Annotated in this window: 22 protein-coding genes; 13 read left to right on the top strand and 9 right to left on the bottom strand. The window is 68.3% G+C overall.

Features of this window, described 5'->3' with window-relative positions:
• The first annotated feature begins 62 nt into the window (after nt 1-62).
• Entirely contained in the window at nt 63-521 is a 459-nt protein-coding gene (locus LMU33_RS19120) for a MarR family winged helix-turn-helix transcriptional regulator (protein WP_228621680.1), read from the top strand.
• Nucleotides 522-530: 9 nt separating this feature from the next.
• On the top strand, nt 531-983 hold the full coding sequence (locus LMU33_RS19115) for a GNAT family N-acetyltransferase (RefSeq protein WP_228621679.1): 453 nt from the start codon (nt 531-533) through the stop codon (nt 981-983).
• Nucleotides 984-1055: 72 nt separating this feature from the next.
• Here the strand turns inward: LMU33_RS19115 and LMU33_RS19110 are convergent, their stop codons facing one another.
• Nucleotides 1056-2441 carry a serine hydrolase domain-containing protein gene (locus tag LMU33_RS19110; RefSeq protein WP_228621678.1) on the bottom strand — a complete coding sequence of 462 codons (1386 nt, stop codon included), beginning with the start codon at nt 2439-2441 and terminating at the stop codon, nt 1056-1058.
• An 82-nt stretch (nt 2442-2523) separates the two neighbouring features.
• Nucleotides 2524-4002 (bottom strand): replicative DNA helicase, encoded by a 1479-nt coding sequence (dnaB, locus tag LMU33_RS19105; protein WP_228621677.1) that lies wholly within the window; start codon nt 4000-4002, stop codon nt 2524-2526.
• Between the two features lie 481 nt (nt 4003-4483).
• On the opposite strand from dnaB, the gene LMU33_RS19100 reads away from it, so the two are divergent.
• Nucleotides 4484-5821 carry an MATE family efflux transporter gene (locus tag LMU33_RS19100; protein WP_228621676.1) on the top strand — a complete coding sequence of 446 codons (1338 nt, stop codon included), beginning with the start codon at nt 4484-4486 and terminating at the stop codon, nt 5819-5821.
• Nucleotides 5822-5959: 138 nt separating this feature from the next.
• Here the strand turns inward: LMU33_RS19100 and rplI are convergent, their stop codons facing one another.
• From rplI to rpsF, 4 genes are all read right to left on the bottom strand, one after another.
• Nucleotides 5960-6406: a 50S ribosomal protein L9 gene (rplI, locus tag LMU33_RS19095; RefSeq protein ID WP_228621675.1), complete on the bottom strand. Its 447-nt coding sequence runs from the start codon at nt 6404-6406 to the stop codon at nt 5960-5962.
• Between the two features lie 18 nt (nt 6407-6424).
• Nucleotides 6425-6661, bottom strand: coding sequence for a 30S ribosomal protein S18 (gene rpsR / locus LMU33_RS19090; RefSeq protein ID WP_003949403.1), 237 nt, complete (start codon nt 6659-6661; stop codon nt 6425-6427).
• Nucleotides 6662-6742: 81 nt separating this feature from the next.
• On the bottom strand, nt 6743-7333 hold the full coding sequence (locus LMU33_RS19085) for a single-stranded DNA-binding protein (protein ID WP_228621674.1): 591 nt from the start codon (nt 7331-7333) through the stop codon (nt 6743-6745).
• Nucleotides 7334-7411: 78 nt separating this feature from the next.
• The gene (gene rpsF / locus LMU33_RS19080; RefSeq protein WP_043502363.1) at nt 7412-7702 is read right to left on the bottom strand and encodes a 30S ribosomal protein S6; all 291 of its coding nucleotides are present in this window, start codon (nt 7700-7702) and stop codon (nt 7412-7414) included.
• Between the two features lie 272 nt (nt 7703-7974).
• Between rpsF and LMU33_RS19075 the strand changes: the two genes are divergently transcribed.
• The 3 genes from LMU33_RS19075 (at nt 7975) to LMU33_RS19065 (ending at nt 10626) form a co-directional block, all read left to right on the top strand.
• The gene (locus LMU33_RS19075) at nt 7975-8286 is read left to right on the top strand and encodes a hypothetical protein (protein ID WP_228621673.1); all 312 of its coding nucleotides are present in this window, start codon (nt 7975-7977) and stop codon (nt 8284-8286) included.
• Between the two features lie 103 nt (nt 8287-8389).
• The gene (femX, locus tag LMU33_RS19070) at nt 8390-9511 is read left to right on the top strand and encodes a peptidoglycan bridge formation glycyltransferase FemX (protein WP_228621672.1); all 1122 of its coding nucleotides are present in this window, start codon (nt 8390-8392) and stop codon (nt 9509-9511) included.
• An 83-nt stretch (nt 9512-9594) separates the two neighbouring features.
• Nucleotides 9595-10626: an alanine racemase gene (locus LMU33_RS19065; RefSeq protein ID WP_228621671.1), complete on the top strand. Its 1032-nt coding sequence runs from the start codon at nt 9595-9597 to the stop codon at nt 10624-10626.
• A gap of 91 nt (nt 10627-10717) precedes the next feature.
• On the opposite strand, the gene LMU33_RS19060 is transcribed toward LMU33_RS19065, so the two are convergent.
• Nucleotides 10718-12262 (bottom strand): glycosyltransferase family 87 protein, encoded by a 1545-nt coding sequence (locus LMU33_RS19060; RefSeq protein WP_228621670.1) that lies wholly within the window; start codon nt 12260-12262, stop codon nt 10718-10720.
• Between the two features lie 161 nt (nt 12263-12423).
• On the opposite strand from LMU33_RS19060, the gene LMU33_RS19055 reads away from it, so the two are divergent.
• Nucleotides 12424-12861, top strand: a complete 438-nt coding sequence (locus LMU33_RS19055) for a hypothetical protein (RefSeq protein WP_228621669.1) — start codon at nt 12424-12426, stop codon at nt 12859-12861.
• A gap of 93 nt (nt 12862-12954) precedes the next feature.
• Here the strand turns inward: LMU33_RS19055 and LMU33_RS19050 are convergent, their stop codons facing one another.
• Nucleotides 12955-15234: a transglycosylase domain-containing protein gene (locus LMU33_RS19050; protein WP_228621668.1), complete on the bottom strand. Its 2280-nt coding sequence runs from the start codon at nt 15232-15234 to the stop codon at nt 12955-12957.
• Between the two features lie 766 nt (nt 15235-16000).
• Here LMU33_RS19050 and LMU33_RS19045 point away from each other — a divergent pair.
• The 4 genes from LMU33_RS19045 to LMU33_RS19030 all read left to right on the top strand — a co-directional run bounded on the left by LMU33_RS19045 (nt 16001) and on the right by LMU33_RS19030 (nt 19839).
• A complete protein-coding gene (locus tag LMU33_RS19045) occupies nt 16001-16678 on the top strand; it encodes a PadR family transcriptional regulator (protein ID WP_228621667.1) in 678 nt (225 codons plus the stop codon).
• A gap of 43 nt (nt 16679-16721) precedes the next feature.
• Complete coding sequence (locus tag LMU33_RS19040) at nt 16722-17804, top strand: inositol-3-phosphate synthase (RefSeq protein ID WP_228621666.1); 1083 nt, start codon at nt 16722-16724, stop codon at nt 17802-17804.
• Between the two features lie 153 nt (nt 17805-17957).
• Nucleotides 17958-19220 carry an MFS transporter gene (locus tag LMU33_RS19035; protein ID WP_228621665.1) on the top strand — a complete coding sequence of 421 codons (1263 nt, stop codon included), beginning with the start codon at nt 17958-17960 and terminating at the stop codon, nt 19218-19220.
• A gap of 277 nt (nt 19221-19497) precedes the next feature.
• Complete coding sequence (locus LMU33_RS19030; protein WP_228621664.1) at nt 19498-19839, top strand: LppU/SCO3897 family protein; 342 nt, start codon at nt 19498-19500, stop codon at nt 19837-19839.
• 109 nt (nt 19840-19948) lie between these two features.
• Here LMU33_RS19030 and LMU33_RS19025 read toward each other — a convergent pair whose 3' ends face one another.
• Nucleotides 19949-21415 (bottom strand): CCA tRNA nucleotidyltransferase, encoded by a 1467-nt coding sequence (locus tag LMU33_RS19025; RefSeq protein WP_228621663.1) that lies wholly within the window; start codon nt 21413-21415, stop codon nt 19949-19951.
• Nucleotides 21416-21690: 275 nt separating this feature from the next.
• On the opposite strand from LMU33_RS19025, the gene LMU33_RS19020 reads away from it, so the two are divergent.
• Complete coding sequence (locus LMU33_RS19020) at nt 21691-24072, top strand: DUF6049 family protein (RefSeq protein WP_228621662.1); 2382 nt, start codon at nt 21691-21693, stop codon at nt 24070-24072.
• Nucleotides 24073-24117: 45 nt separating this feature from the next.
• Entirely contained in the window at nt 24118-26460 is a 2343-nt protein-coding gene (gene murJ / locus LMU33_RS19015; protein WP_228621661.1) for a murein biosynthesis integral membrane protein MurJ, read from the top strand.
• The last annotated feature ends 75 nt before the right edge of the window (nt 26461-26535 follow it).

Here is a 26535-nt window from a genome sequence, read left to right as displayed (position 1 = left end):
GCGCACTATTGCAGGCTTGCTCTACTCTGGATGCAGCCGCTCCAGGACGGAGGAGAACGCCAATGACAGCGACGGACCCCGCGCTCACCGCCCTCGCACAGGGCTGGTGCGCCCTCTCCGCCCTGCACGGAAGGATCGAGGCGCACATCGAGCGCGCCCTGCAGGCGAAGCACGACCTGAGCGTGCGTGAGTACTCACTGCTCGATGTACTGAGCCGCCAGCACGACGGCGAGGGCGGCCATCTACAGATGAAGCAGGTCGCCGACGCGGTCGTGCTCAGCCAGAGCGCCACCACACGTCTGGTGACCCGACTGGAGAACCGCGGCCTGCTGGAGCGCTACCTGTGCCCCACCGACCGGCGCGGCATCTACACCAACGTCACCGAGGCGGGCCTGCGACTGCTGGAGGAGGCGCGCCCCACCAATGACGCCGCCCTTCGCGAGGCCCTGGACGAGGCCTCCAGGAACCCCGAACTGGTCCCGTTGGTACGGGCCGTGGAGTCCTTGAACGTGCCTGCATAGGGTGCGTGCATGGGAGATCTTGAAATACGACGTGCGACCGCCGACGACCTTCCGGCGATCGTCGCGATGCTCGCCGATGATCCACTCGGCGCCCAGCGCGAGTCCCCCGACGACATGACCCCGTACCGGGCCGCGCTGGCACGCCTGGAGGCCGACCCGAACCAGCATCTCGTCGTCGCCGTCCGCGGCGACCGCGTGATCGGGACGCTCCAGCTCACGATCATTCCAGGGCTCTCCCGCAAGGGCGCGACCCGCGCACTCATCGAGGCCGTCCGCGTCCACGCGGATGAACGGGGCAGCGGCCTCGGCAGCCTGCTGATCGAGTGGGCGATCGGCACCGCCCGCCGACTGGGGTGCCGGATGGTGCAGCTGACGTCCGACAAGGCACGCACCGACGCCCACCGTTTCTACGAACGGCTCGGTTTCAGCGCCACGCACGAGGGCTTCAAACTGCCGCTCTGACAGCGCCGCCGGACCAGGTACGCCACAGGGGGTGTGTTTCACGTGAAACACACCCCCCTGTGCCGAGGAGGACTAGCCGATGCCCCGCCACCCCTCAGGATCCACACCACCGGGGACAGGCGCCTCGGGGTCGTACGGCTGACGGGTGAACACGAACGAGCCGAGGTCGAGATGGCTCAGAGACCCGTCCGTGCGCCGTACCGGCTGCAGCAGCTCTCCGGCGAAATAACCCTCCAGTCCCGTCCAGCTGCCGTCACCGTTGGAGCGGAAGCGGGAGCGCCGGCCGCTGCCGGTGAGCGGACCGAGCGCGAGCAGGCCGTCGGCGGTCACCCGAAGACCGAAGGCGTTGGTCCCCCAGTACCACTGCCCCGCCAGCTCCAGGACGACCGGGTCCACCTCGGGCAGCGGCCGCCAGGGCTCCGGGATCCGCGGTTCCGCCTCGGCGACGATCCGCACCAGGTCGGCACCCACCGCTCCCAGCAGCGGTCCGCTGGTGCAGTTGGCGAGCACCACCGCGGCCACGTCGTCCTCCACGCTGAGGGTGAGGTTCGCCAGGAAACCCGGCAGCGAACCGGAGTGGCCGACCAGGAGCCGGCCGTCACGACGTTGGATCTGCAGACCGAGTCCGTACGTGGCCCCGTCCAGCACGTCCGCCGCCTCGGCGGGCGCCGCAGGTGTGCGCATCTCCCGCACCGACGCCGCGCTCAGCACCCGGTCGTCGCCCGCGGCCAGAAACGCGGCGAACCGGGCCAGGTCCCCCGTGGTCGACCACAGTTGGCCGGCCGGCGCCATCCTGCCCAGATCCTCCAGCGGCTCCGGCAGCATCGCGTCCGCCCACGGATGCACGGCCCAACCGCCGGCATGCGGAGCCTGCGGCTGCGCGCTCGTACGGTGCAGTCCGAGAGGCTCGAGGATCTCGCTGCGCAGCACCTCTTCCCAGGGATCGCCTCGCAGTTCCGCCACCAGCGCGCCGAGCACGGTGTAGCCGGGGTTGGAGTAGTGGTGCCGTCGTCCGATGGGGTGCAGAAGGGGCTGCTCGCCGAGCACATCGCTCAGCTCCGGGCGCAGGGTGCCCGGGGTCCGCTCCCACCAGGGCCCGGGCGACTCGGCCGCCAACCCCGCGGTGTGAGCGAGCAGTTCGGCGATCGTCGCCTCGCCCGCGCCGGTACCGGGCAGATGCTTCTCCAGCGGGTCACCGAGGTCGAGCAGGCCCTCGTCGCGCAGCCGCATCACCAGGACGGCGGTGAAGGTCTTGGTGATGGACCCGATCCTGTACTGCACGTTCTCGTCCGGCCCGTGCCCGTCCACCGAGGTCCGCGCCCCGTGCCACACGGCCTGCCCGCCCCGCGCCACGGCCGCGACCAGCGACGGCGCCCGCCCTTCGGCCTGGGCGACGGCGATCCGGTGCAGCAGGGCGCGGCGCGTTCCGGGAAGCAGCTCTTCCTGAGATGACGTCATGCGCCAAGTTCATCTGCTCGGGCGGCGGACGTCGAGTTCATTGGCCCCGGGCGGAAGCCGTCCCCCAGGGCCGGCTTCCGGATCAGGTCTGGGCCATGTCCACGAAGCGGGAGTAGTGGCCCTGGAAGGCGACCGTGATGGTGGCCGTGGGGCCGTTACGGTGCTTGGCCACGATCAGGTCGGCCTCGCCCGCGCGCGGGGACTCCTTCTCGTAGGCGTCCTCGCGGTGCAGGAGGATGACCATGTCGGCGTCCTGCTCGATGGAGCCCGACTCACGCAGGTCGGAGACCATCGGCTTCTTGTCCGTGCGCTGCTCGGGGCCACGGTTGAGCTGGGAGAGCGCGATGACCGGGATCTCCAGCTCCTTGGCGAGCAGCTTGAGGTTACGGGACATGTCCGAGACCTCCTGCTGACGGCTCTCGGCACGCTTGGAGCCGCCGGACTGCATCAGCTGGAGGTAGTCGATGACGACCAGCTTCAGGTCGTTGCGCTGCTTCAGGCGCCGGCACTTGGCGCGGATCTCCATCATCGACAGGTTGGGGGAGTCGTCGATGTAGAGCGGCGCGGCCGAGACGTCCGGCATACGCCGGGCGAGCCTGGTCCAGTCCTCGTCGGTCATCGTGCCGGACCGCATGTGGTGCAGGGCGACCCGGGCCTCGGCGGACAGCAGACGCATCGCGATCTCGTTGCGGCCCATCTCGAGGGAGAAGATGACGCTCGGCAGGTTGTGCTTGATCGAGGCGGCCCGCGCGAAGTCCAGCGCGAGCGTGGACTTACCCATGGCGGGTCGGGCGGCGATGACGATCATCTGACCGGGGTGCAGACCATTGGTCAGCGAGTCGAAGTCGGTGAAGCCGGTCGGCACACCGGTCATCTCACCGCTGCGCGAGCCGATCGCCTCGATCTCGTCGAGAGCGCCTTCCATGATGTCGCCGAGCGGCAGGTAGTCCTCACTGGTGCGCTGCTCGGTGACGGCGTAGATCTCGGCCTGGGCGCGGTTGACGATCTCGTCCACATCGCCGTCGGCCGCGTATCCCATCTGCGTGATGCGTGTGCCCGCTTCGACCAGGCGGCGCAGCACCGCCCGCTCATGGACGATCTCCGCGTAGTACTCGGCGTTGGCCGCCGTCGGCACGGTCTGGACGAGGCTGTGCAGATACGCGGCCCCGCCGACCTTGTTGATCTCGCCGCGCTTGGTGAGTTCGGCGGCGATGGTGATCGGGTCGGCCGGCTCGCCCTTGGCGTAGACGTCCAGGATCGCCTGGTAGATCGTCTCGTGCGCCGGCTTGTAGAAGTCGTGGCCCTTGAGGATCTCGACGACGTCGGCGATGGCGTCCTTGGACAGCAGCATGCCGCCCAGCACCGACTGTTCGGCATCCAGGTCCTGCGGTGGCACCCGCTCGAAGGAGGAACCTCCGCCGTCCCAGGAGGCGTTCTCCTGGCCCCGGTCGTGCCGTTCGTCACGACCCCGGCCGTCGTCACCGCGTCGACGGGAGGCCGGCAGACGATCACTGGGTCCGGCATCGGCCCACGGATCGTCCAAGGGCTCGGAAATGCTCACCGAGCCACCTCCTCCCGTCCGCACGGCGGACCTCGCCGTGTCCTCTTTTGTACGGCACGACACTGACAAATGAGAGACCCAACTCCGGTTCCGACGCGTCGGATTTGCGACGATTCCCGGGCCGCGGAAAGCATGCTTTCCGGGCCGAGGGAAGGAGCGGGCGCCGGACAACGGTAGGCCCGTCGGCACCGTCAGCCAATCTGGTTATCCACAGGCCATGTGGACGACGGCCCGGATGCTGTGGAGAACTCGCCGAAACCTGTGCACGACCCGGTGGACAGCCCTGTGAACAAGCCCTCCCGTCCGCACACAAGATCGCTCTGACCTGCACCATTGCCATCCACCGGCTGTGCAGAAGAAAAACTTCTCCAGTCGGGCCGAGATCGCTTCGAACGGTGCGCGAAACGACACATCGAGAGAGCAGACGTAAGGACCACTAACGCATTGCATCACTTACCTGTGGACGATTAGATTAGTGCACATGACACAGGCTCCCCCGATACCCGAGGCCACCCGACAGCGGCACGACAGAGAGATCGTCGCGCTGGCCGTCCCGGCCTTCGGCGCACTCGTCGCCGAGCCTCTCTTCGTCATGGCGGACAGTGCCATCGTCGGCCATCTCGGGACCGCCCAACTCGCCGGCCTCGGCGTCGCCTCGGCCCTGCTCACCACTGCGGTGAGCGTCTTCGTCTTTCTCGCCTACGCCACCACCGCCGCCGTGGCCCGGCGCGTCGGCGCCGGCGATCTGCGGGCCGCGATCCGCCAGGGCATGGACGGCATCTGGCTGGCACTGCTGCTCGGCATCGCCGTCATCGCCGTCGTCCTTCCCCTGGCCCCCGGCCTCGTGCACCTCTTCGGCGCCTCCACGACCGCGGCCCCCTACGCCACGACGTATCTGCGCATCTCCTCGCTGGGCATCCCGGCCATGCTGGTCGTCCTCGCCGCGACGGGAGTGCTGCGCGGACTGCAGAACACCAGAACCCCGCTATACGTTGCCGTCGCGGGCTTCGTCGTCAACGGCGCCCTGAATGCGGGACTCGTCTACGGCGCCGGGCTCGGCATCGCCGGATCGGCCTGGGGCACGGTCATCGCCCAGTGCGGCATGGCAGCCGTCTATCTGACCGTGGTCGTACGCGGGGCCCGTCGGCACAAGGCTCCCCTGCGCCCGGACGCCGCCGGAATCCGTGCCTCGGCCCAGGCAGGCGTTCCACTCCTGGTCCGCACGCTGTCTCTGCGGGCGATCCTGATGATCGCGACGGCGGTCGCGGCGCATCTGGGCGACGCCGATATCGCCGCCCACCAGATCATCCTGTCCCTGTGGAACCTGCTTGCCTTCGCTCTCGACGCGATAGCGATCGCAGGACAGGCCATCATCGGGCGCTATCTCGGTGCGAACGACGCGCAAGGAGCGCGTGAGGCCTGCCGTCGCATGGTCCAGTGGGGCATCGCGACCGGTGTGGTCCTCGGTCTGCTCGTGGTGGCCGCCCGTCCGCTGTTCCTGCCGTTGTTCACCAGCGACTCCGTGGTCAAGGACGCGGCAGTGCCCGCGCTGCTGATGGTGGCGCTCTCGCAACCCGTCTGCGGGATCGTCTTCGTGCTGGACGGAATCCTGATGGGCGCCGGCGACGGGCCGTACCTGGCCGGAGCCATGGTCGTCACGCTCGCGGTGTTCGCTCCGGTCGCCCTGCTCATCCCCGCCCTCGGCGGAGGGCTCACCGCGCTGTGGGCCGCGATGACGCTGATGATGACCATGCGCATGCTGACCCTGTGGCTGCGCATGCGCTCGGGTAGCTGGATCGTCACCGGCGCCACCCGCTGACCGGATCACCAGGGACACACCGTCCCGGTTTCACGTGAAACATGCCGCGTCGGCGCGCAGAGAATTCCGGCACCGCACGCGAAGAGGGGCCGCCCCCGCAGGGGCGACCCCTCTCACCTGCTCAAACCGAGCGCAGCGTCAGGCCGCGACGACCTCGATGTTGACCTTGGCGGCAACCTCGGGGTGCAGACGCACGGACGTCTCGTGGGCGCCCAGGGTCTTGATCGGGGCGGACAGCTCGATGCGGCGCTTGTCGACCTCGGGGCCACCGGAAGCCTTGATCGCGGACGCGATGTCGGCCGGGGTGACGGAACCGAAGAGACGGCCGGCGTCGCCGGAGCGGACGGCCAGGCGGACCTTCACGCCCTCGAGCTGGGCCTTGACCTGGTTGGCCTGCTCGATGGTCTGGATCTCGTGGATCTTGCGAGCGCGACGGATCTGCGCGACGTCCTTCTCGCCACCCTTGGTCCAGCGGATAGCGAACTTCCGCGGGATCAGGTAGTTGCGAGCGTAACCGTCCTTGACGTCGACGACGTCGCCAGCGGCACCGAGGCCGGAGACCTCGTGGGTGAGGATGATCTTCATGAGTCGGTCACCCTTCCCTTAGCGCGCGGTGGACGTGTAGGGCAGCAGCGCCATCTCACGGCTGTTCTTGACGGCCGTGGCGACGTCACGCTGGTGCTGCGTGCAGTTGCCGGTCACGCGGCGGGCACGGATCTTGCCGCGGTCGGAAATGAACTTCCGCAGCATGTTCGTGTCCTTGTAGTCCACGTACGTGACCTTGTCCTTGCAGAAAGCGCAGACCTTCTTCTTCGGCTTGCGCACAGGCGGCTTCGCCATGGTGTTTCTCCTGTGTGATCAAGAAGTTTGGGATACGACCCACCCTCGACCAGGCCGGTCCCGCAGGACCGGGCCCAAGGCCTAGAAGGGGGGCTCGTCCGAGTAGCCGCCACCGCCGCCGGAGCCTCCGCCCCAGCCACCGCCGGCCTGACCAGCGCCCTGGTTGCCACCGGCGGGAGCGCCGGTCGCCCACGGGTCGTCGGCCGGAGCGCCGCCGCCCTGCTGGCCGCCACCGGGGCCTCCGCCCCAGCCGCCGCCACCCTGGCCGCCACCGCCGCCGTAACCACCCTGGCCACCGCGAGCGCCACCGGCGGTCTTGGTGACCTTGGCCGTGGCGTTGCGCAGGCTGGGGCCGACTTCCTCGACGTCCAGCTCGTAGACCGTGCGCTTGACGCCCTCGCGGTCCTCGTAGGACCGCTGCTTCAGCCGGCCCTGCACGATGACGCGCATGCCTCGCTGGAGCGACTCGGCGACGTTCTCCGCCGCCTGACGCCAGACCGAGCAGGTCAGGAACAGGCTCTCGCCGTCCTTCCACTCGTTCGTCTGGCGGTCGAAGGTGCGGGGAGTGGACGCGACGCGGAACTTCGCGACCGCCGCACCGGACGGGGTGAAGCGCAGCTCGGGGTCATCGACAAGATTGCCGATGACCGTGATGACGGTCTCGCCTGCCATGGGGGAACCTCTCGGCGGGTTTGCTGCTGGCTGCTTGGTGCTGCTACTCGAATCCCGAGATCAGCTGAGCGCGAGGGCTCAGTGCATCTCGGGGCGGAGGACCTTGGTCCGGAGGACCGACTCGTTCAGGTTCATCTGGCGGTCGAGCTCCTTGACGACCGCAGGCTCGGCCTGCAGGTCGATGACCGAGTAGATGCCCTCGGGCTTCTTCTTGATCTCGTAGGCGAGACGACGACGGCCCCAGGTGTCGACCTTCTCAACCTTGCCGCCGCCGTCACGGACGACGGACAGGAAGTTCTCGATCAGCGGGGAGACAGCACGCTCCTCGAGATCGGGGTCGAGGATGACCATCACCTCGTAGTGACGCATGTGGAACCCACCTCCTTTGGACTCAGCGGCCACGGTCGTTCCGTGGCAGGAGGGTTGTGATGCGTACGCAACGGTATCGGCCACCACTGACAATCGGGGGCCTCGGAGGGATCCCGCAGTGTTACCTGGGCAGGCGTGGGCAGACACCAGTGCAGACGGTACAGACTACCCGCACACCCGCTTCCGGTTGAAATCCGCCCGTGAAGGCCGTCACCCTGTATACGTCGGGTGTGTACGGCGCTACTGTGCGCCGTCTTCCGCAGGAGGTGCCCATGGCACAGGTATTGCATCCCAACGTCGCCGGTTCCCTCTTCGCCACGGACGGCAAGCGCCGTCCGCTCCAGGACGCGCTGACGGCGGGCACGCTCGTCCTCGGCGTGCTGGCATTCATCACGTCCTTCTTCCCCGGCCTGCACCTGCTGTCCTCGTGGACGGGGCTGGTGGGGCTGCTCGTTGGTGTCTACGGACAGTGGATCTCGGTGACCACGCGGGAGCGCTTCGGCCTCGTCGTGGGGATGGGCGCCTCGGGAGTCGGTTTCCTCATCAGCATGGCGAACGGCGGATTGTTCGGCGGCCTCTTCTAAGCCGTACGCCCAGTCGGGGCGCTCGCACGGCGCAGTAGGCTTCGGCGCGAGAGCCGGAGCCCCTGTACCCATGGGGACACACCAGCCCGAGGAGCGCCCCGACATGAGCCTGACCCTGAGGACCATCAGCCGCGAGCAACATCTGGCCTACATCCAGAGCCTGCCGGCGGCGAGCCACATGCAGGTCCCGGCCTGGGCCGATGTGAAGGCTGAGTGGCGCTCGGAGAACCTCGGATGGTTCGACGACCGCACCGGCGAGCTGGTCGGTGCGGGCCTGGTCCTCTACCGCCAGCTGCCCAAGATCAAGCGCTACCTCGCCTACCTTCCCGAGGGCCCGGTCATCAACTGGTACGCGCCGAATCTGGACGACTGGATCCAGCCGATGCTGGCGCACCTGAAGCAGCAGGGCGCCTTCTCCGTGAAGATGGGCCCGCCGGTGATCATCCGGCGCTGGAACGCCGAGACCATCAAGAAGGGCATCCAGGACCAGGACGTCAAGCGCCTGCGTGACCTGGAGGCCGACTTCATCGAGCCGCGCGCATTCGAGGTGGCCGACAAGCTGCGCCGCATGGGCTGGCAGCAGGGCGAGGACGGCGGCGCCGGCTTCGGCGACGTACAGCCCCGCTACGTCTACCAGGTGCCGCTGGCGAACCGCTCCCTGGAAGAGGTCCACAAGAACTTCAACCAGCTGTGGCGACGCAACATCAAGAAGGCCGAGAAGGCCGGCGTCGAGGTCGTCCAGGGCGGCTACCAGGACCTGGCCGAGTGGCAGCGGCTGTACGAGATCACCGCGGTGCGCGACCACTTCCGGCCCCGCCCGCTGTCGTACTTCCAGCGCATGTGGACGGCCCTCAACACCGAGGACCCGAACCGGATGCGGCTGTACTTCGCGCGGCACAACGGCGTGAACCTGTCCGCGGCGACGATGCTGATCGTCGGCGGACACGTCTGGTACTCCTACGGCGCCTCCGACAACATCGGCCGTGAGGTCCGGCCCTCGAACGCGATGCAGTGGCGGATGCTGCGCGACGCCTACGCGCTCGGCGCCACCGTCTACGACCTGCGCGGCATCTCCGACTCCCTGGACGAGACGGACCACCTGTTCGGTCTGATCCAGTTCAAGGTCGGCACCGGCGGTCAGGCCGCCGAGTACCTGGGTGAGTGGGACTTCCCGCTGAACAAGCTGCTCCACAAGGCACTCGACATCTACATGTCGCGCCGTTGAACCACGGGCGTTTGATTCCATAGGGTTCACAGCTTTCCCACCTCTGACACACCGCAGCGACGAGAAAGGTTCCGGGTCCGGCCATGGCGCTCACGCTCTACGTCGACACCGCGCGCTGGCGTGCGCACCACAAGCACGTGCAAGAGCAGTTCCCGGGCCTGGTCCCGGTCTGCAAGGGCAACGGCTACGGCTTCGGGCACGAACGGCTGGCGGAGGAGGCCACGCGGCTGGGCGCGGACCTGCTCGCGGTCGGCACGACGTACGAGGCCGCGCGCATCAAGGACTTCTTCGGCGGTGACCTGCTGGTGCTGACGCCGTACCGGCGCGGCGAGGAGCCCGTGCCACTGCCCGACCGGGTGGTGCGCTCGGTGTCGTCCATCGACGGGGTGTACGGCCTCGTCGGCGCCCGTGTCGTCATCGAGGTGATGTCCTCGATGAAGCGGCACGGCATCAGCGAGCAGGACCTGCCCCAGCTGCACCAAGCCATAGAGAATGTCCGGCTGGAGGGGTTCGCCATCCATCTGCCGCTGGACCGCACCGATGGCTCGGACGCCGTCGAGGAGGTCATCGGCTGGATGGACCGGCTGCGCGCGGCCCGCCTTCCGCTGCACACCATGTTCGTCAGCCACCTCAAGGCCGATGACCTGATCCGGCTCCAGCAGCAGTTCCCGCAGACCCGGTTCCGCGCGCGCATCGGCACGCGGCTGTGGCTGGGGGACCACGAGGCCACCGAGTACCGCGGTGCCGTCCTGGACGTCACGCGCGTGTCCAAGGGCGACCGGTTCGGCTACCGGCAGCAGAAGGCGGCCTCCGACGGCTTCCTGGTGGTCGTGGCGGGCGGTACGTCGCACGGGGTGGGTCTGGAGGCCCCGAAGGCCCTCCACGGCGTCATGCCGCGCGCCAAGGGCGTCGCACGGGCCGGCCTCGCCACGGTCAACCGGAACCTTTCTCCGTTCGTCTGGGGCGGCAAGCAGCGCTGGTTCGCCGAGCCGCCGCACATGCAGGTGTCGATCCTGTTCGTCCCCGCGGACGCCCCGGAGCCGCACGTCGGCGACGAGCTGGTGGCCCATCTGCGGCACACCACCACGCAGTTCGACCGGATCGTGGACCGCTGAGCCCGGCTCAGGACAGCGAGAAGGCCGTACACGCTCCCCGCGTGTACGGCCTTCCTCATGCTTGCTCATGGCCTTCCGACAGTGTGTTCGCTCAGAGCGAACGACCTTCGGCAGACGGCGGCTCCGGCCTCCCCCAGTCCACCTGAGGCCCCTCGAAGTGGGCGGCGTGCCGGGGCGGATGAGCTGCCGCGCCGAGCACGAAGACGTCCTGCGCGCCGTCGAGCACCCCGCCCGAGGGATCGTCGTCGCCCGACCGGCGCACCACGTCCCGCTCCGGCATGAGGATGTCCCGTACGACGACGGCGCACAGGTACAGCGTGCCCACCAGGTGCAGCACGATCGTCCAGTGATAGCCGAGCGTCGGCAGACCCTTGTGGGCGTCCCCGCTGGTCGTGTACGCGAGGTACATCCAGATGCCCATGAAGTACGCCACCTCGCAGGCCTGCCAGATCAGGAAGTCGCGCCACTTGGGCCGGGCGAGGACGGCCAGCGGCACCAGCCACAGGACGTACTGCGGTGAGTAGACCTTGTTGGTGAGGATGAAGGCCGCCACCAGCAGGAAGGCCAGCTGGGCGAAGCGCGGCCGGCGCGGCGCGGTGAACGCCAGAGCGGCGATGCCCAGGAAGGACAGCATCACCAGCACCATCGCGGCGGCGTTCACAAAACCCGTGCCCGGCGGGTTGCTGGAGTTCTGCGCCCAGATCAGCCAGAACGAGCCGAAGTCGACGCCCCGTTCCTGGCTGAACGTGTAGAACTTCGACCAGCCCTGGAAGGCGAAGAGCATCACCGGCAGGTTCACCACGAACCAGGCGATCACCGCGCCGCCCACGGCCTGGCCGAACTCCCGCCACTTGCCGGCCCGCCAGCACAGCACGAGCAGCGGGCCCAGCAGGAACACGGGGTAGAGCTTGGCTGCCGTGGCGAGGCCCAGGAGGACACCGAAGGCGACGGGACGGCTCCGGGACCACATCAGCATCGCGGCGGCCGTGAGAGCCACCGCCAGCAGGTCCCAGTTGATGGTCGCGGTGAGCAGGAAGGCGGGCGACAGGGCGACCAGCAGGCCGTCCCAGGGGCGCCGGCGGTGGGTGCGGGCCACACAGACGGCGATGACGGCCGCGCACACCAACAACATCCCGGCGTTGACGAACCAGTACCACTGCTCCTGGTGCTGGATGCTGCCGCTGTGCGGGGTCAGCCAGGACGCCACCTCCATGAACACACCGGTCAGCACCGGGTATTCGAGGTAGCCCATGCCCCCGGACATGTCGTCCGGGAGTCTGTCGAAGTACGGCACGAGATGGTCGGCGAACCCGCGGCCCTGGTAGAGGTGCGGGATGTCCGAGTAGCAGGCCTTCGTGTACTGGCTGCTCGCGCCGAAGAACCAGGCGGTGTGGTAGCAGGGCGCCTTCTGGACCAGGCCGAGGGCGAACATGCCGATCGCCACGAGCGCGACAACCCGAACGGGGGTCCACCAGGAGGTCCCGAGCAGGGCACGGCGCCCCAGGGGCCCGCCGATCAGCTCACTGCCGGCCCGGGCGATCTCGTCCTCACTGGTCGGCCGCACCGGCTCTGCGGTGGCGGGCCGCACGGGCTCGGGCTCGTGCATGCTCGCGGGCGTCATCTCTGCACTGGGCATGGGGCACATCCTGCCGCATTCAGCTGTGAGCGTCGCGAGGCCTGCACCCCTTTCAGATCATCTCATCGCAATGGTGAAGTTTGTTCATCTTGCCGTTATTCATCGAGCCCGGATAGTTTCGTGACCGGGTATTGACCCACCCAAAACGAGGGGTAAAAGAAGTGAAGAAGACGAGAATCGGACTGCCTGTCGCCATTTCGGCTCTGCTTGTGGGCTTTGCAGCCAGTCCGTCTCAGGCCGCCGCGCAGCACTACGCAAGCTGCTCCACCAGTCCGGCAGGCGCCTCGGGTTCCGTTTCGACCAGCGGCTGGGACTACGGTGACAGAAGCATCCCCAGCCTTGCCATGAAGGTGTACGACGAGGCTTCGGACGGAAATCACGTCCAGATAAGGCTGGTAGCGTCGTACGCGGATACCTTCAGCTATTTCCCGTGGCACTCCGACTATGACGGATACGGCACCTACAAGGAGTTCGACAGCTCCGTGCCCAAGGGCGGAAATATCTTCGACGTCGGAATTCAGGTTGCCGTGTACGACGGAAGCAAGCAGATACGGCACTGCACGAAGTGGGTCTCCGGTTCCACGAAGGATCCTTCCTAGTTTTTCGGCCGTCCGGAACGGCAGCCACAGAAAAGCGCGGAGGCCGGTGTGCGGCACCTTTCAGGTGCCGCACACCGGCCTCCGGCCATTCGGTCAGCCTGTCGGCCCGCCGAAGATGGTTCCATTTCCATTGCCACGGGTATTACCGCCGGTGCCAGTCGTATCCGTGACGCTGGGCGACGGATCGGTGCCTCCCGTGGTGCCGCCCGTGTTCGTGCCGCCGTTGGCGTTGCCATTGCAGGGGTTGCCCCAGCTCCACTGGCAGGTGTCGCTCGTCGACGGGGACGGAGACGGGGTCGTCACGCTGGGGCTCGGGCTCGGCGAGTTGCTCGGCGTCTGGCTCGGCGTGATGGTCACGCTCGGGGTCGGCGACGGGGCGCCGGCCTCGTCCTGGACCTTGCCGATCTCGGTGGCGCTCGGGAAGCCGAGGTCATTGGCTCCCTTCAGCGCGGCCTTCATGTACTCGGTCCACACCAGCGTCGGGATGTCACCACCGTGGATCGAGTCCTTGCCCGCCGTGCCGTTCATGGACAGCAGCTTGTGGTCCTTGGGATTCTCCCGGAACATCGCCACAGAGGTGGACAGCTGCTGGGTGTAGCCCACGAACCAGGCCGACTTGTTCTTGTCGGTGGTACCGGTCTTGCCCGCAGCCGTACGCCCGAGGCTCTTGGCGTTCTGACCCGTACCGTTCTGGATCACGTTCTGCAGGACGTCCGTGACGTTGTTGGCGATGTTCGGGTCCATCGCCTCCTTGGGGCTCGGCTTGGGCTTGGTGAAGCTCGGCGCGTCCACGCCGTTGGTCTTCACGGCCGTCACCGAGTACGGGTCCGCCTGCTTGCCCGACGCGGCGAACGTGGCGTAGGCATCCGCCATACGGATGGCGCTCGGAGTCGACGTACCAATCGCGAAGGACGGGTTGAGGTCCACCGACATGCTCTGCGGGAGGATGCCGGCCGACTTGGCCACATCCCGGACGTGCGTCATCCCCACATCGACACCGAGCTGCACGAACGGCGTGTTGATGGACTGCTCCATCGCCTTGCGGAGGGTGATGTATCCCCAGGGGTGAGGAGACTCGTTGTTCTGGTAGAAGGTCGAGTTGTCCTTGTTGAGGTAGTACGACCCATCCGGCTTGCGGACCTTGAGATGGTCGTTGCCGTTGTACTTGCTCAGTGGCGAAATGCCGGCGCCTTCCGAGTTGTACGTCCCGTACTCCATGGCCGCGGCCAGCACGAACGGCTTCCACGTCGAACCGACGGGGACACCCGAGGTGTCGGCGTTGTTGGTGAAGTGACCGTTCTCGTAACCGTCGCCTCCGTAAAGAGCGACGATCGCGCCGTCATTGGGCTTCACCGAGGCAGCACCGAACTGCACGTACTTGTCCAGATCCCGATGCTTCGGGTCGAGGCGTTGCGCCTGGACCTTCTTCACGGCTGCGGACAAGGCGTTGACCTTGTCCTTCTTGAACGTGGTGTAGATCTGGTAACCACCGCGGTCGAACTGCGCCTCCGTGATGTCGGAGTGCGCGAGGACATACTTCTTGGCCGTGTCCACCAGGTAGCTGATCTGGCCGGTCATGCCCCTGGTCGCCTTGCGGCCGTCGGGCATGGGGTAATGCGCTTTGGCTTCCTGGTACTGGGTGTCGCTCAAATGGTGATCGTTGTGCATCTGCTCGAGGATCCACGCCCAGCGTTCCGACGAGCGCTGCTTGTTGGCCTCGGGGGTCGCCGAGGGGTCGAGATCCGCGTTGCCCGCCGGGTCGAAGTACGTCGGGCCCTTGAGCAGCGCCGCGAGCACGGCGCACTGGCTCGGCGTGAGGTCCACGGCGTTCTTGCCGTAGTACGTCTGCGCGGCGGCCTGGATGCCGTACGCGCCCCGGCCGAAGTAGGAGGTGTTCAGGTAGCCCTGCAGGATCTGCTTCTTGTTGAGCTTCGTACCCACCTTGATGGAGATGAACATCTCCTTGAACTTACGGGTGAGGGTCTGCTGCTGGCTCAGGTACGTGTTCTTCACGTACTGCTGGGTGATCGTCGAACCACCCTGGGTCTGGCCGCCCCGCGCCATGTTGGCCACGGCGCGCAGGATGCCCATGGGGTCGACGCCCGAGTCCTGGTAGAAGCTCTTGTTCTCGGCCGAGATCACGGCCCACTGCATGGCGTCGGGGATCTGGGAGATGTCGATGTTCTGCCGGTTGATGCCCGTGCCGGTGGCCACCATCTGCTTGCCGTCGGCCCAGTAGTAGACGTTGTTCTGGGACTTGGCCGCGTCGTTCTCGTTGGGGATCGAGACCATCGCGTAGCTGACGCCGACCAGCACCACCAGGCTGCCGACGAAGCCGATGAACAGCCCGGAGACGAGCTTCCAGGAGGGCATCCAGCGGCGCCAGCCGTACTTCCCGGCTCGGGGATAGTCGATCAGCCGCTTCTTGCCGGGAGCGGTCGACGCACGGCCTCTGCCGCGCCCGGGACCGGTCGGGCCGCCGGGAGCGCCGCGCCGGCCGCCCGGGCCCGCGTTCTCGGCGCCTCTGCGGCGGCTGCCTCTCTGCGCCGCCCGGCGGGCCTCGGCTCGGCCGCCGTAGGGACGCTCTTCACCTTCCGGACCGCTGGAACCTGACCCATAGGAACTGGACCCATAGGAGTCGGCTGGAGATCCGGTGGCGCCTCGCGGTGCCGCACGGCGAGGCGAGGACGAGCCGGACTGGCCGCGTCGGGCCGCGGCACGTCCGCCTCCCTGCGGCTGCGGCGGTTTGCGACGGTGCTCGCTCATCGAACGATTACTCCTCGGGCAGGCGCACCCGTGCGCGCCTGGAACGGCGGCTGGTTTCCGGTCCCCCCGAAGTACGGATGTGGTCGGTGCTGCATTCACCCGTACTGCACCGGGGACGACGACGCTCCCCGGGCGTCACTTGGTTCCCGGTGGATTGCATGCCGCACAGACTACGCACCGCCAAAACCTGCTGAGCCCAGAAGTTCATCCCAAAACAGGCAACCTGCACCACATGAATCGGTGATGTGACCCCGTTCACCACCGTCCCTCTTGTCGCCTGCGCAAGGCCGTTCTATCGTCTTGATGTATCGAGTCGATACATCAGCGCGAGATAAAGATGCTGAGCGATCAGCGGGACCGAGGGGAGGCGACGATGAGCCGACGTTCCGGCATCCTCGAGTTCGCCGTGCTCGGCCTGCTGCGCGAGTCCCCGATGCACGGCTATGAGCTGCGCAAACGACTCAACACGTCCCTGGGTGTGTTCCGGGCGTTCAGCTACGGGACCCTGTATCCCTGCCTCAAGACGCTGGTCGCCAACGGCTGGTTGATCGAGGAACCGGGCAGCACCCATGAGGACGCCGCTCCTCTCGCCGGACGCCGGGCGAAGATCGTGTACCGATTGACGGCAGAAGGTAAGGAGCACTTCGAGCAGTTGCTCTCGCAGACCGGCCCCGACGCGTACGAGGACGAACATTTCGCCGCGCGCTTCGCCTTCTTCGGGCAGACGTCGCGGGATGTTCGCATGCGCGTACTGGAGGGCCGGCGCAGCCGCCTGGAGGAGCGCCTGGAGAAGATGCACGCCTCCCTGGCGCGCACGCGGGAGCGCCTCGACGACTACACACTTGAGCTCCAGCGCCACGGGATGGAGTCCGTGGAGCGCGAAGTGCGCTGGCTGAACGAGCTCATCGAGAGCGAGCGGGCCGGGCGGGACCTGAAGGGTTCCGCGTCCGGGGGGTCCGCTCAGCAGGACACCACCACTGGATCGACGGGCGGCCTGCCCCGTCGCGGGGACACCCCCCGCACGGATACGCCCGGCGACACCGCCACGTGAGACCCACTCAGGGCCTCACTCGTACACACAGGGAGCAACCGGAATGGGTTCGGTTCGCGTAGCCATCGTCGGCGTGGGCAACTGCGCCGCGTCGCTGGTGCAGGGAGTCGAGTACTACAAGGACGCCGACCCGGCGTCGAAGGTCCCCGGCCTGATGCACGTGCAGTTCGGTGACTACCACGTGCGCGACGTCGAGTTCGTCGCCGCGTTCGACGTCGACGCCAAGAAGGTCGGCCTCGACCTCGCGGACGCGATCGGCGCCTCCGAGAACAACACCATCAAGATCTGCGACGTGCCCAGCACCGGTGTCACCGTGCAGCGCGGCCACACCCTCGACGGCCTCGGCAAGTACTACCGCGCCACCATCGAGGAGTCCGCGGACGAGCCGGTCGACGTCGTCCAGGTCCTGAAGGACAAGCAGGTCGACGTCCTGGTCTGCTACCTGCCGGTCGGCTCCGAGGACGCGGCGAAGTTCTACGCCCAGTGCGCCATCGACGCCAAGGTCGCCTTCGTCAACGCCCTCCCGGTCTTCATCGCCGGTACCAAGGAGTGGGCGGACAAGTTCACCGAGGCCGGTGTGCCGATCGTCGGTGACGACATCAAGTCCCAGGTCGGCGCCACCATCACGCACCGCGTCATGGCGAAGCTGTTCGAGGACCGCGGTGTCATCCTCGACCGCACGATGCAGCTGAACGTCGGCGGCAACATGGACTTCAAGAACATGCTCGAGCGCGAGCGCCTGGAGTCCAAGAAGATCTCCAAGACGCAGGCCGTCACCTCCCAGATCCCCGACCGGGACCTCGGCGAGAAGAACGTCCACATCGGCCCGTCCGACTACGTGGCCTGGCTGGACGACCGCAAGTGGGCCTACGTCCGCCTCGAGGGCCGCGCCTTCGGTGACGTCCCGCTGAACCTGGAGTACAAGCTCGAGGTCTGGGACTCCCCGAACTCCGCGGGTGTCATCATCGACGCCCTGCGCGCCGCGAAGATCGCCAAGGACCGCGGCATCGGTGGCCCGATCCTGTCGGCGTCCTCCTACTTCATGAAGTCCCCGCCGGTCCAGTACTTCGACGACCAGGCCCGCGAGAACGTCGAGAAGTTCATCCGCGGCGAGGTCGAGCGCTAGCCCGACACGGCGCGACGCGCCGGCTCGACACGGCGCGTCGGGCCACGACGTCCGCTGAGGGCTGTCGCTTGCACCAGAACGCTCCTGCCAGGGCGGTGAAGGTCCCCGGGTTCCCTGATCCGGGGACCTTCCGCATGTGTGAGGCTGGGCCCCATGCCCGTCGTCCGTGACCTGCGCGTCCTGTTGCGCCTGCGGTACTTCCGACGCCTGCTCGCCATCCGCCTCCTGTCCCAGGGCGCCGACGGCGTCTACCAGGTCGCGCTCGCCGCGTACGTCGTCTTCTCCCCGGAGAAACAGACCTCGGCCACCGCCATCGCCTCGGCCATGGCGGTCCTGCTGCTCCCCTATTCACTGGTCGGCCCGTTCGCGGGCGTCCTGCTGGACCGCTGGCGCCGTCGGCAGATCTTCCTCTATGGCAACCTGCTGCGCGCTCTGCTGGCCGCGGCCACCGCCGTGCTGATGGTCAGCCAGGTCCCGGACTGGCTCTTCTACGTCTCGGCGCTGTGCGTCACGGCCGTCAACCGCTTCGTCCTCGCCGGGCTGTCCGCGTCCCTGCCCCGCGTGGTCGACGCCGAGCGTCTTCTGCTCGCCAACTCCCTGTCCCCGACGGCCGGAACACTGGCCGCGACCGCGGGCGGCGGTCTCGCCTTCGCCGTACGGCTCCTGGCATCCGACTCCGACGCGGCGGTGGTGCTCCTCGGCGCCTTCCTCTATCTGTGCGCCGGCCTGGCATCGCTGACCATGCCTCCCGCGCTCCTCGGTCCCGACCGGCAGCCGACACGGCCGCACATGGCCACGGCCCTCGCCACGACGGCACGCGAACTCCTGGCAGCCGTCCGCCATCTGACCGAGCCGAGGCGCAGGGAAGCAGCGTGGGCGCTGGCAGCGATGACGCTGATGCGCTTCTGCTACGGCGCGCTCCTCGTTCTTCTGCTGATGCTGTGCCGGTACGCCCTCTCCGCGACTCCCGAGGACGGGCTCCGGCTGCTAGGCCTCGCGCTGGCCCTGTCGGGTGCGGGATTCTTCGCGGCAGCCGCGGTGACGCCGTGGGCGGCGGGACGCCTCAGGCCCGGGCGCTGGATCGTGGTGTGCTCCGGCGCCGCCGCCGTACTGGAGCCCGCCCTCGGCCTCCCGTTCGCCACCGGGCCCCTCTTGGTCGCGTCCTTCGTCCTGGGGCTGATCACCCAGGGCGCGAAGATCGCCACGGACACGATCGTCCAGGCCTGCGTCGACGACAGTTTCCGCGGACGGGTCTTCTCCGTGTACGACGTGCTGTTCAACGTGGCCTTCGTGGGAGCGGCCGGAGTGGCGGCCCTGATGCTGCCGCCGGACGGACGCTCGGCAACGCTGGTCGTCACAGTTGCCGTCATCTACGCGGCAGTTGCGGCGGCTATGGCCCGCTTTGATCGTCGGTGAGTGTCACATCAAAGCCACAGAGTCCCCCTGGGTTACAGAACTGTCAGTGGAGCCCGGTAACTTACGTGCGTCTTACGCGCCGCTTATGTGCGCTGCTCACCAACTCTCTTAGGGGGACCCCCAAGTGACGACTCCGCCGCCCCAGGGCCAGAACCCATTCGCACAGGGCCAGCAGGCATACGGCCAGCCCCAGGCTCCGTACCCTCCGCAGGGCGGCTACCCGCAGCAGCCGGGCCAGCCTGGGTTCCCCCAGCAGGGCACGGCACCGTATGCACCGGTGCCTCCTCAGCGGCCGAAGCGCGGCGTCAGGTCGTACCTGCGCATAGCCGGCGGCGTCCTCGGCCTCATCGTCCTGGTCGGCGGCTGGTACTTCAACCATGAGGACGACACCAAGAAGCTGGCTGTCGGTGACTGCCTGACGAACAAGGGAACCGACAAGGACCCGAACATCGAGCAGCTGGACTGCAGCGACTCGAAGGCGGACTACAAGGTACTCAAGAAGGACGGCAGCACCAGCATCGCCATGCTCGCCTGCCAGTCGGTCAAGGGAACGACCGCTGCCCTCGAATGGAAGGAAGGCAGCGACTCGTTCGTCCTCTGCCTCGGAGACAACAAGTAGCGGTCGGACGTGCCAAGGGGCGATGTTTCACGTGAAACATCGCCCCTCGGGCTTGCTCGGTCCGGCCTGTGTTTCACGTGAAACATCGCCGATCCTGGCTCAGCAGAGATCAGCCCTGCTCCGCCCACCACTCCTTGAGGGCCCTCACGGCCGCGTCGTGCTCCATCGGCCCGTTCTCCAGACGCAGCTCCAGCATGTGCTTGTACGCCTTGCCGACGACCGGGCCAGGACCCACTCCCAGGATCTCCATGATCTGGTTGCCGTCGAGGTCCGGTCGGATCGCGTCCAGCTCCTCCTGCTCCTGCAGCTGGGCGATGCGCTCCTCCAGGCCGTCGTAGGCCCGGGACAGCGCGGCGGCCTTGCGCTTGTTCCGCGTGGTGCAGTCGGAGCGTGTCAGCTTGTGCAGGCGGTCCAGCAGCGGACCCGCGTCACGGACGTAGCGGCGCACCGCCGAGTCCGTCCACTCCCCGGTGCCATAGCCGTGGAAGCGCAGGTGAAGTTCGACCAGGCGTGAGACGTCTTTCACCAGCTCGTTGGAGTACTTCAAGGCGGTCATGCGCTTCTTGGTCATCTTGGCGCCGACCACCTCGTGGTGGTGGAAGGAGACCCGGCCGTCCTGCTCGAAGCGGCGAGTGCGCGGCTTGCCGATGTCGTGCAGCAGTGCGGCAAGCCGCAGCGTGAGGTCGGGACCTTCCTGCTCCAGGGCGATCGCCTGCTCCAGGACGATCAGCGTGTGCTCGTAGACGTCCTTGTGCCGGTGGTGCTCGTCACGCTCCAGGTGCAGCGCCGGCAGCTCGGGCAGCACATAGTCGGCGAGCCCGGTGTCGACGAGCAGGCCCAGTCCCTTGCGCGGGTGCGCGGACAGGATCAGCTTGTTCAGCTCGTCCCGGACCCGCTCGGCCGAGACGATTTCGATGCGTCCGGCCATCTCCGTCATCGCGGTGACGACCTCGGGGGCGACCGCGAAGTCCAGCTGGGCGGCGAACCGGGCGGCCCGCATCATCCGCAGCGGATCGTCCGAGAAGGACTCCTCGGGCGTGCCCGGCGTCCGCAGCACGCGCGCCGCGAGATCCTCCAGGCCCCCGTGCGGGTCGATGAACTCCTTCTCCGGCAGTGCCACGGCCATCGCGTTGACCGTGAAGTCCCGGCGGACCAGATCCTCCTCGATGGAGTCGCCGTACGACACCTCGGGCTTGCGTGAGGTGCGGTCGTAGGCCTCCGACCGGTAGGTGGTGACCTCGATCTGGAAGTTCACCTCAGTGTCTCCGACCCGGGCACCCTTGTGCGCGCCGACGGTGCCGAAGGCGATACCGACCTCCCAGACGGCGTCCGCCCAGGGGCGGACGATCTTCAGAACGTCCTCCGGGCGGGCGTCGGTCGTGAAGTCCAGGTCGTTGCCGAGCCGGCCGAGCAGCGCGTCGCGCACCGACCCTCCGACCAGGGCGAGCGAGAACCCGGCCTCCTGGAATCGGCGGGCGAGATCGTCGGCGACGGGGGCCACCCGCAGCAGCTCGGCGACCGCGCGCTGCTGCGCCTGGCTCAGGGCAGAGGGAGTGTCTTCGTTGGGGTTCGGCACAACAGAAAAGGGTACGTGCCCCGGCGACCAGGGACGCCCTCCATTTACCCGAAGGGCGGCCGGACGGCAGGGGCCACGGACAGCTCCCTTCATACCGTCGCAAGCACTGCCCTCGAGGCGTACGGAAGCTCTCCCCCGATACTGGATATAGAGGACGGGACGCGGCTGTTTCTCGATCTTGTGACGGAGACCGCGGCACTTCCCCTCCGCGCGCATCGTTACCATGCGTGGACGCACATTCCGACGACCACTGACGACGAGGGACGGGCGAGCGCGTGGCCGAGGCGGCTGAATTCCAGGGGACCAGTGCCTCACCTGCCCGCCGGTGGCTGCGACGCACCGGCGCGCTGCTCGCTGGTGCGCCGCTGCTGGCCGGGCTGCTCCAGCTGCCCGCCGCGGCGCCCGCCCAGGCCGCCTCCTCGGACACGGTGTCCGTCGCCCTGGACTCACTGACCCCCAGCGCCCCCACCGACGGGGACACGCTGACCGTGTCGGGCACCGTGACCAACAACGCCAAGCAGACCGTCACCGGCGCTCACGTGGGCCTGCAGGTGGGTCCCGTGCTGAGCACCCGCTCGGCGATCGATTCCGTCGCCGAGCACTCCGACGCCCTGCCGGGCGAAATCGGCTCCGAGGTCGGCGGCAAGTACGTGGAGAAGTTCGCCAAGCTGACCCCGGGCGTCGCCGAGCACTTCAGCATCTCCGTCCCCGTGGACAAGCTCGACCTCGGCGACGACGGCGTCTACGAGTTCGGTGTCTCCCTCTCCGGCAAGACCGCCGCCCAGCCCTGGGACCAGGTGCTCGGCATCCAGCGGACGTTCCTGCCGTGGCAGCCGTCCGACGCCGGCACCAAGACGAAGACGACGTACCTCTGGCCGCTGATCTCCACGGTCCACATGACGGCCAAGACGGGCGCCGGCGAGCTCCAGACGCCGGTGTTCCTCAACGACAGCCTGGCCAAGGAACTCGCGCCGGGCGGTCGGCTGGCACAGATGGTGGACCTGGGCAAGGACCTCGACGTCACCTGGGTGATCGACCCGGACCTGCTGGCCTCCGTGGACGCCATGGCGACCGGCAACTACCGGCTGCCCGGCAAGGCGGGCAGCACGACGCCCGGCCCGAAGGAGCACCAGGCGCTCGCCAAGCAGTGGCTGGCGAGCCTGCAGGACGCGGTGGCCGGCAAGGAGGTCGTCGCACTGCCCTTCGCCGACCCGGACCTGGCGTCCCTCGCGCACAACGGCACCAGCGTCACCGGCTCGCTCAGCCACCTCAAGGACGCCACCGACGTCGCCGCCACCACCGTCAAGACCGTGCTCCACGTCACACCGAGCACCGACTTCGCCTGGCCGGTGGAGGGTGCCGTGGACCCGGCGATCATGAAGGTCGCGACCTCCGCGGGGGCCGACCGCGTGATCGCCCGCAGCGACAGCCTCCAGGAGACCGCCGGACTGCCGTACACGCCCTCGGCCGCCCGCCCGGTCGGCGGTGGCACCACGGCGGTGGTCTCCGACGCCCGGCTGTCCACGGCCTTCGAGGGTGACCTGACCAAGGCGAACTCCGCCACGCTCGCCGTGCAGGAGTTCCTGGCGCAGAGCCTGGAGGTGAACGCGCAGACGGACAAGCAGCGCAGCATCCTGGTCGCCCCGCAGCGCATGCCCACCGCGGACCAGGCCCAGGCGATGGCGGCAGCGCTGAAGGCGCTCCAGGACGGGAACTGGTCCCAGTCCCAGGACCTCTCCACGACGGCCAAGGACAAGCCGGACCCGAACGCCACGACGCATATCCCGTCGGGTTCCGCCTACCCCTCCTCGCTGCGCTCGCAGGAACTGCCGCGGGCGGCCTTCGAGCAGATCGCGCGCACCCAGGACAAGCTCAACAGCTTCCAGGTGATCCTCTCCGACCAGTCCCGCGTCGTCACGCCGTTCGGACGGGCCATAAACCGCGAGATGTCCACGTCGTGGCGCGGCAGCAGCTGGCACGCGCAGCGCTACCGCGACGGCGTGGAGGGGTGGCTCGACGAGCTGGCCGACCAGGTCAAGCTGATCGACAAGTCGGAGACCAAGCTCTCCGGACGCAGCGCCACCATCCCGGTGACCGTCCAGAACAACCTCGTCCAGCCGGTCGGCCATCTGGTCCTGCGCCTGACCTCCACCATGCCGACCCGCCTGAACATCGGCGGCAAGGCGTACTTCGAACAGCGCGTCGAGGTCTCCGGCGGCCACAGCCAGTCCGTGAAGTTCACCACGTCGGCCAACGCCAACGGCCGGGTCACGGTGATCGCCCAGTTGTACACCGAGGACGGCCAGAAGTACGGCGACCCCGTCAGCTTCGACGTGAAGGTCACCGAGATCACTCCCACCGTGATGCTGGTCATCGGCGGCGGTGTGCTCCTCCTCGTCCTCGCCGGATTCCGGATGTACACCCAGCGCAAGCGCGCATCCGCCCGCCAGACGGACGAGAACGGCCCCGACGCGGAAGAGCAGGCCGCCGACGAGCCCGGGAACCCGGACGCCCCCGCAGACCGTCTCCCGGAGGAACCGGAGGATTCCGCCTCGCAGGCCGGGGCAGACGACCCGGAGCACCGGAGTGACCCTGCGCCGGACACCGCACCGGAAAGCCCCGACCCGTCCGGGACGGGTGAGAGAGTGGACCGTTGAGCGATGTCGTGGCCGGTGGGCCAGGGACGATGAGGTGGGGTAAGCATGAACGCGCCGTACGACGGTGATCGCGGCCAGGGCGCGGCCGGCTCGGGCTACCCCGAGACGCCGCCGGAGCCCGGTCAGGTGCCGCCGCAGCAGGCGGCCGACATGTACCTCCAGGACGCCTACGACCAGGACCCCTACCGGGGGCACGACCTCGCCGCCCAGGACCCCGTCGCCGAGGCGCTCTACGACCGCGCCGCGCACCCGCCGCCCCCTCAGGGCAGCCACGGGCAGCAGCCGCTCTACGGACAGCCCGCCCAGTCGCCGTACGCGCCCGACCCGCGGGTGTGGGCACAGACGCCGGCGCCGGAGCCGTACGGCGACGACCCGCGCACGACCCAGTACGTGGGCGTGGACGACCTGGTCACGCACTCGGGCGAGAACTACCAGGAACCGGACGCCTTCGCTCATCTCTTCAAGGACCAGCAGCAGAGCGGCGGGCACGCGCCCATGGATCCGCCCGGCTACTCCCAGCCGGCCACCGCTCCGGGCACCGGCTACGGTCCCGCCGGCCAGTACCCGCCGGCGCCCGGCCAGGGCCCCCAGCAGGGCAACCCGTACGCCGCGGCCTCCTACCCTGCTGCCCCGGGGAACCCGGCGCAGCCGCCCGTGCCCGCTCCGGCCGCGGCGCCGGATCCCGCCGGGCCGTACAGTGACGCGGAACCCGAGCCGGCAGCGGCCTCCGCAGTCTCCGCCGCACCCGCGAAGAAGGGCGGCAAGGCAACCGGGCTGCTGAAGTCCAGTGCCGTGATGGCGGCGGGCACGATGGTCTCCCGCCTCACCGGTTTCGTCCGCTCGGCGCTGATCGTCTCGGCGCTCGGCCTCGGCTTCCTCGGCGACTCCTTCCAGGTCGCCTACCAGCTGCCGACGATGATCTACATCCTCACCGTCGGCGGCGGCCTCAACTCCGTCTTCGTGCCGCAGCTGGTACGGGCGATGAAGGAGGACGACGACGGTGGCGAGGCCTTCGCCAACCGTCTGCTGACCCTGGTGATGGTGGCCCTGGCCGCGCTGACCGCTCTCGCGATGTTCGGGGCGCCGCTGCTGGTGCGCATGCTGTCCAACCCGGTCGCCTCCAACCCCGCGGCCAATGACGTGGCGGTCACCTTCACCCGCTACTTCCTGCCCTCGATCTTCTTCATGGGCATCCATGTGGTGATGGGTCAGATCCTCAACGCGCGCGGGAAGTTCGGCGCGATGATGTGGACACCGGTCCTGAACAACATCGTCATCATCGTGACGCTCGGCATGTTCATCTGGGTCTACGGCACCGCCGCCAACTCCCACATGACCGTCACGAACATCCCGCCGGAGGGCCAGCGCCTGCTCGGCATCGGTGTGCTGCTCGGTCTGGTCGTCCAGGCGCTGGCGATGATCCCGTACCTGCGCGAGACGGGCTTCCGGATCCGGCTGCGCTTCGACTGGCGCGGCCACGGTCTGGGCAAGGCCGCGATGCTCGCCAAGTGGACGGTCCTGTTCGTGCTCGCCAACCAGGCCGGCGCCATGATCGTCACCCAGCTGTCCACGGCGGCCGCCAAGGACTCCGGCGTCGCCGGCACCGGCTTCGCCGCCTACGCCAACGCCCAGCTGATCTGGGGCCTGCCACAGGCCATCATCACGGTGTCCCTCATGGCCGCTCTGCTGCCGCGCATCTCGCGGTCGGCCGCCGAGGGCGACGGCGGCGCGGTCCGCGACGACATCTCCCAGGGCCTGCGGACCACGGCCGTGGCCATCGTCCCCATCGCCTTCGGGTTCCTGGCGCTCGGCATCCCGATGTGCACGCTGATCTTCGGCTCCTCGGGCACCGGCGAGGCCACCAACATGGGCTACATGCTGATGGCCTTCGCCCTCGGCCTGATCCCGTACTCGGTGCAGTACGTGGTGCTGCGCGCCTTCTACGCCTACGAAGACACCCGCACGCCCTTCTACAACACCGTCATCGTCGCCGCCGTCAACGCCGGCGCCTCGGCGCTCTGCTACTTCCTGCTGCCCGCCCGCTGGGCGGTCGCCGGCATGGCGGCCGCGTACGGCCTGGCCTACGCGATCGGTGTGGGTGTCGCCTGGCGGCGACTGCGCAAGCGGCTCGGCGGTGACCTGGACGGCGCCCGGGTGATGCGGACGTACGCGCGCCTGTGCATCGCCTCGGTGCCGGCGGCCCTGCTCAGCGGCGCGGCCTGCTACGGCATCGGGCACACCCTCGGCCAGGGCGTCATCGGCTCCTTCGCGGCCCTGATCGCCGGCGGGGCCGTACTGCTCGGCATCTTCTTCGTCGCCGCCCGCCGGATGCGCATCGAGGAACTCAACTCGCTCGTGGGCATGGTCCGCGGGCGTCTGGGCCGCTGAGGCGGGGGTAGGCGCACAACCATCGTCCGCCGTCGCGTGTCGTGCATTGCGGCGGACTGTGGGCACAATTGGTTT

Origin of the sequence: Streptomyces barringtoniae (genome assembly GCF_020819595.1) — a bacterium.
In the GTDB taxonomy this organism is placed as follows: Bacteria; Actinomycetota; Actinomycetes; order Streptomycetales; family Streptomycetaceae; genus Streptomyces; species Streptomyces barringtoniae.
This window is presented reverse-complemented; position numbering and strand designations above follow the sequence as displayed.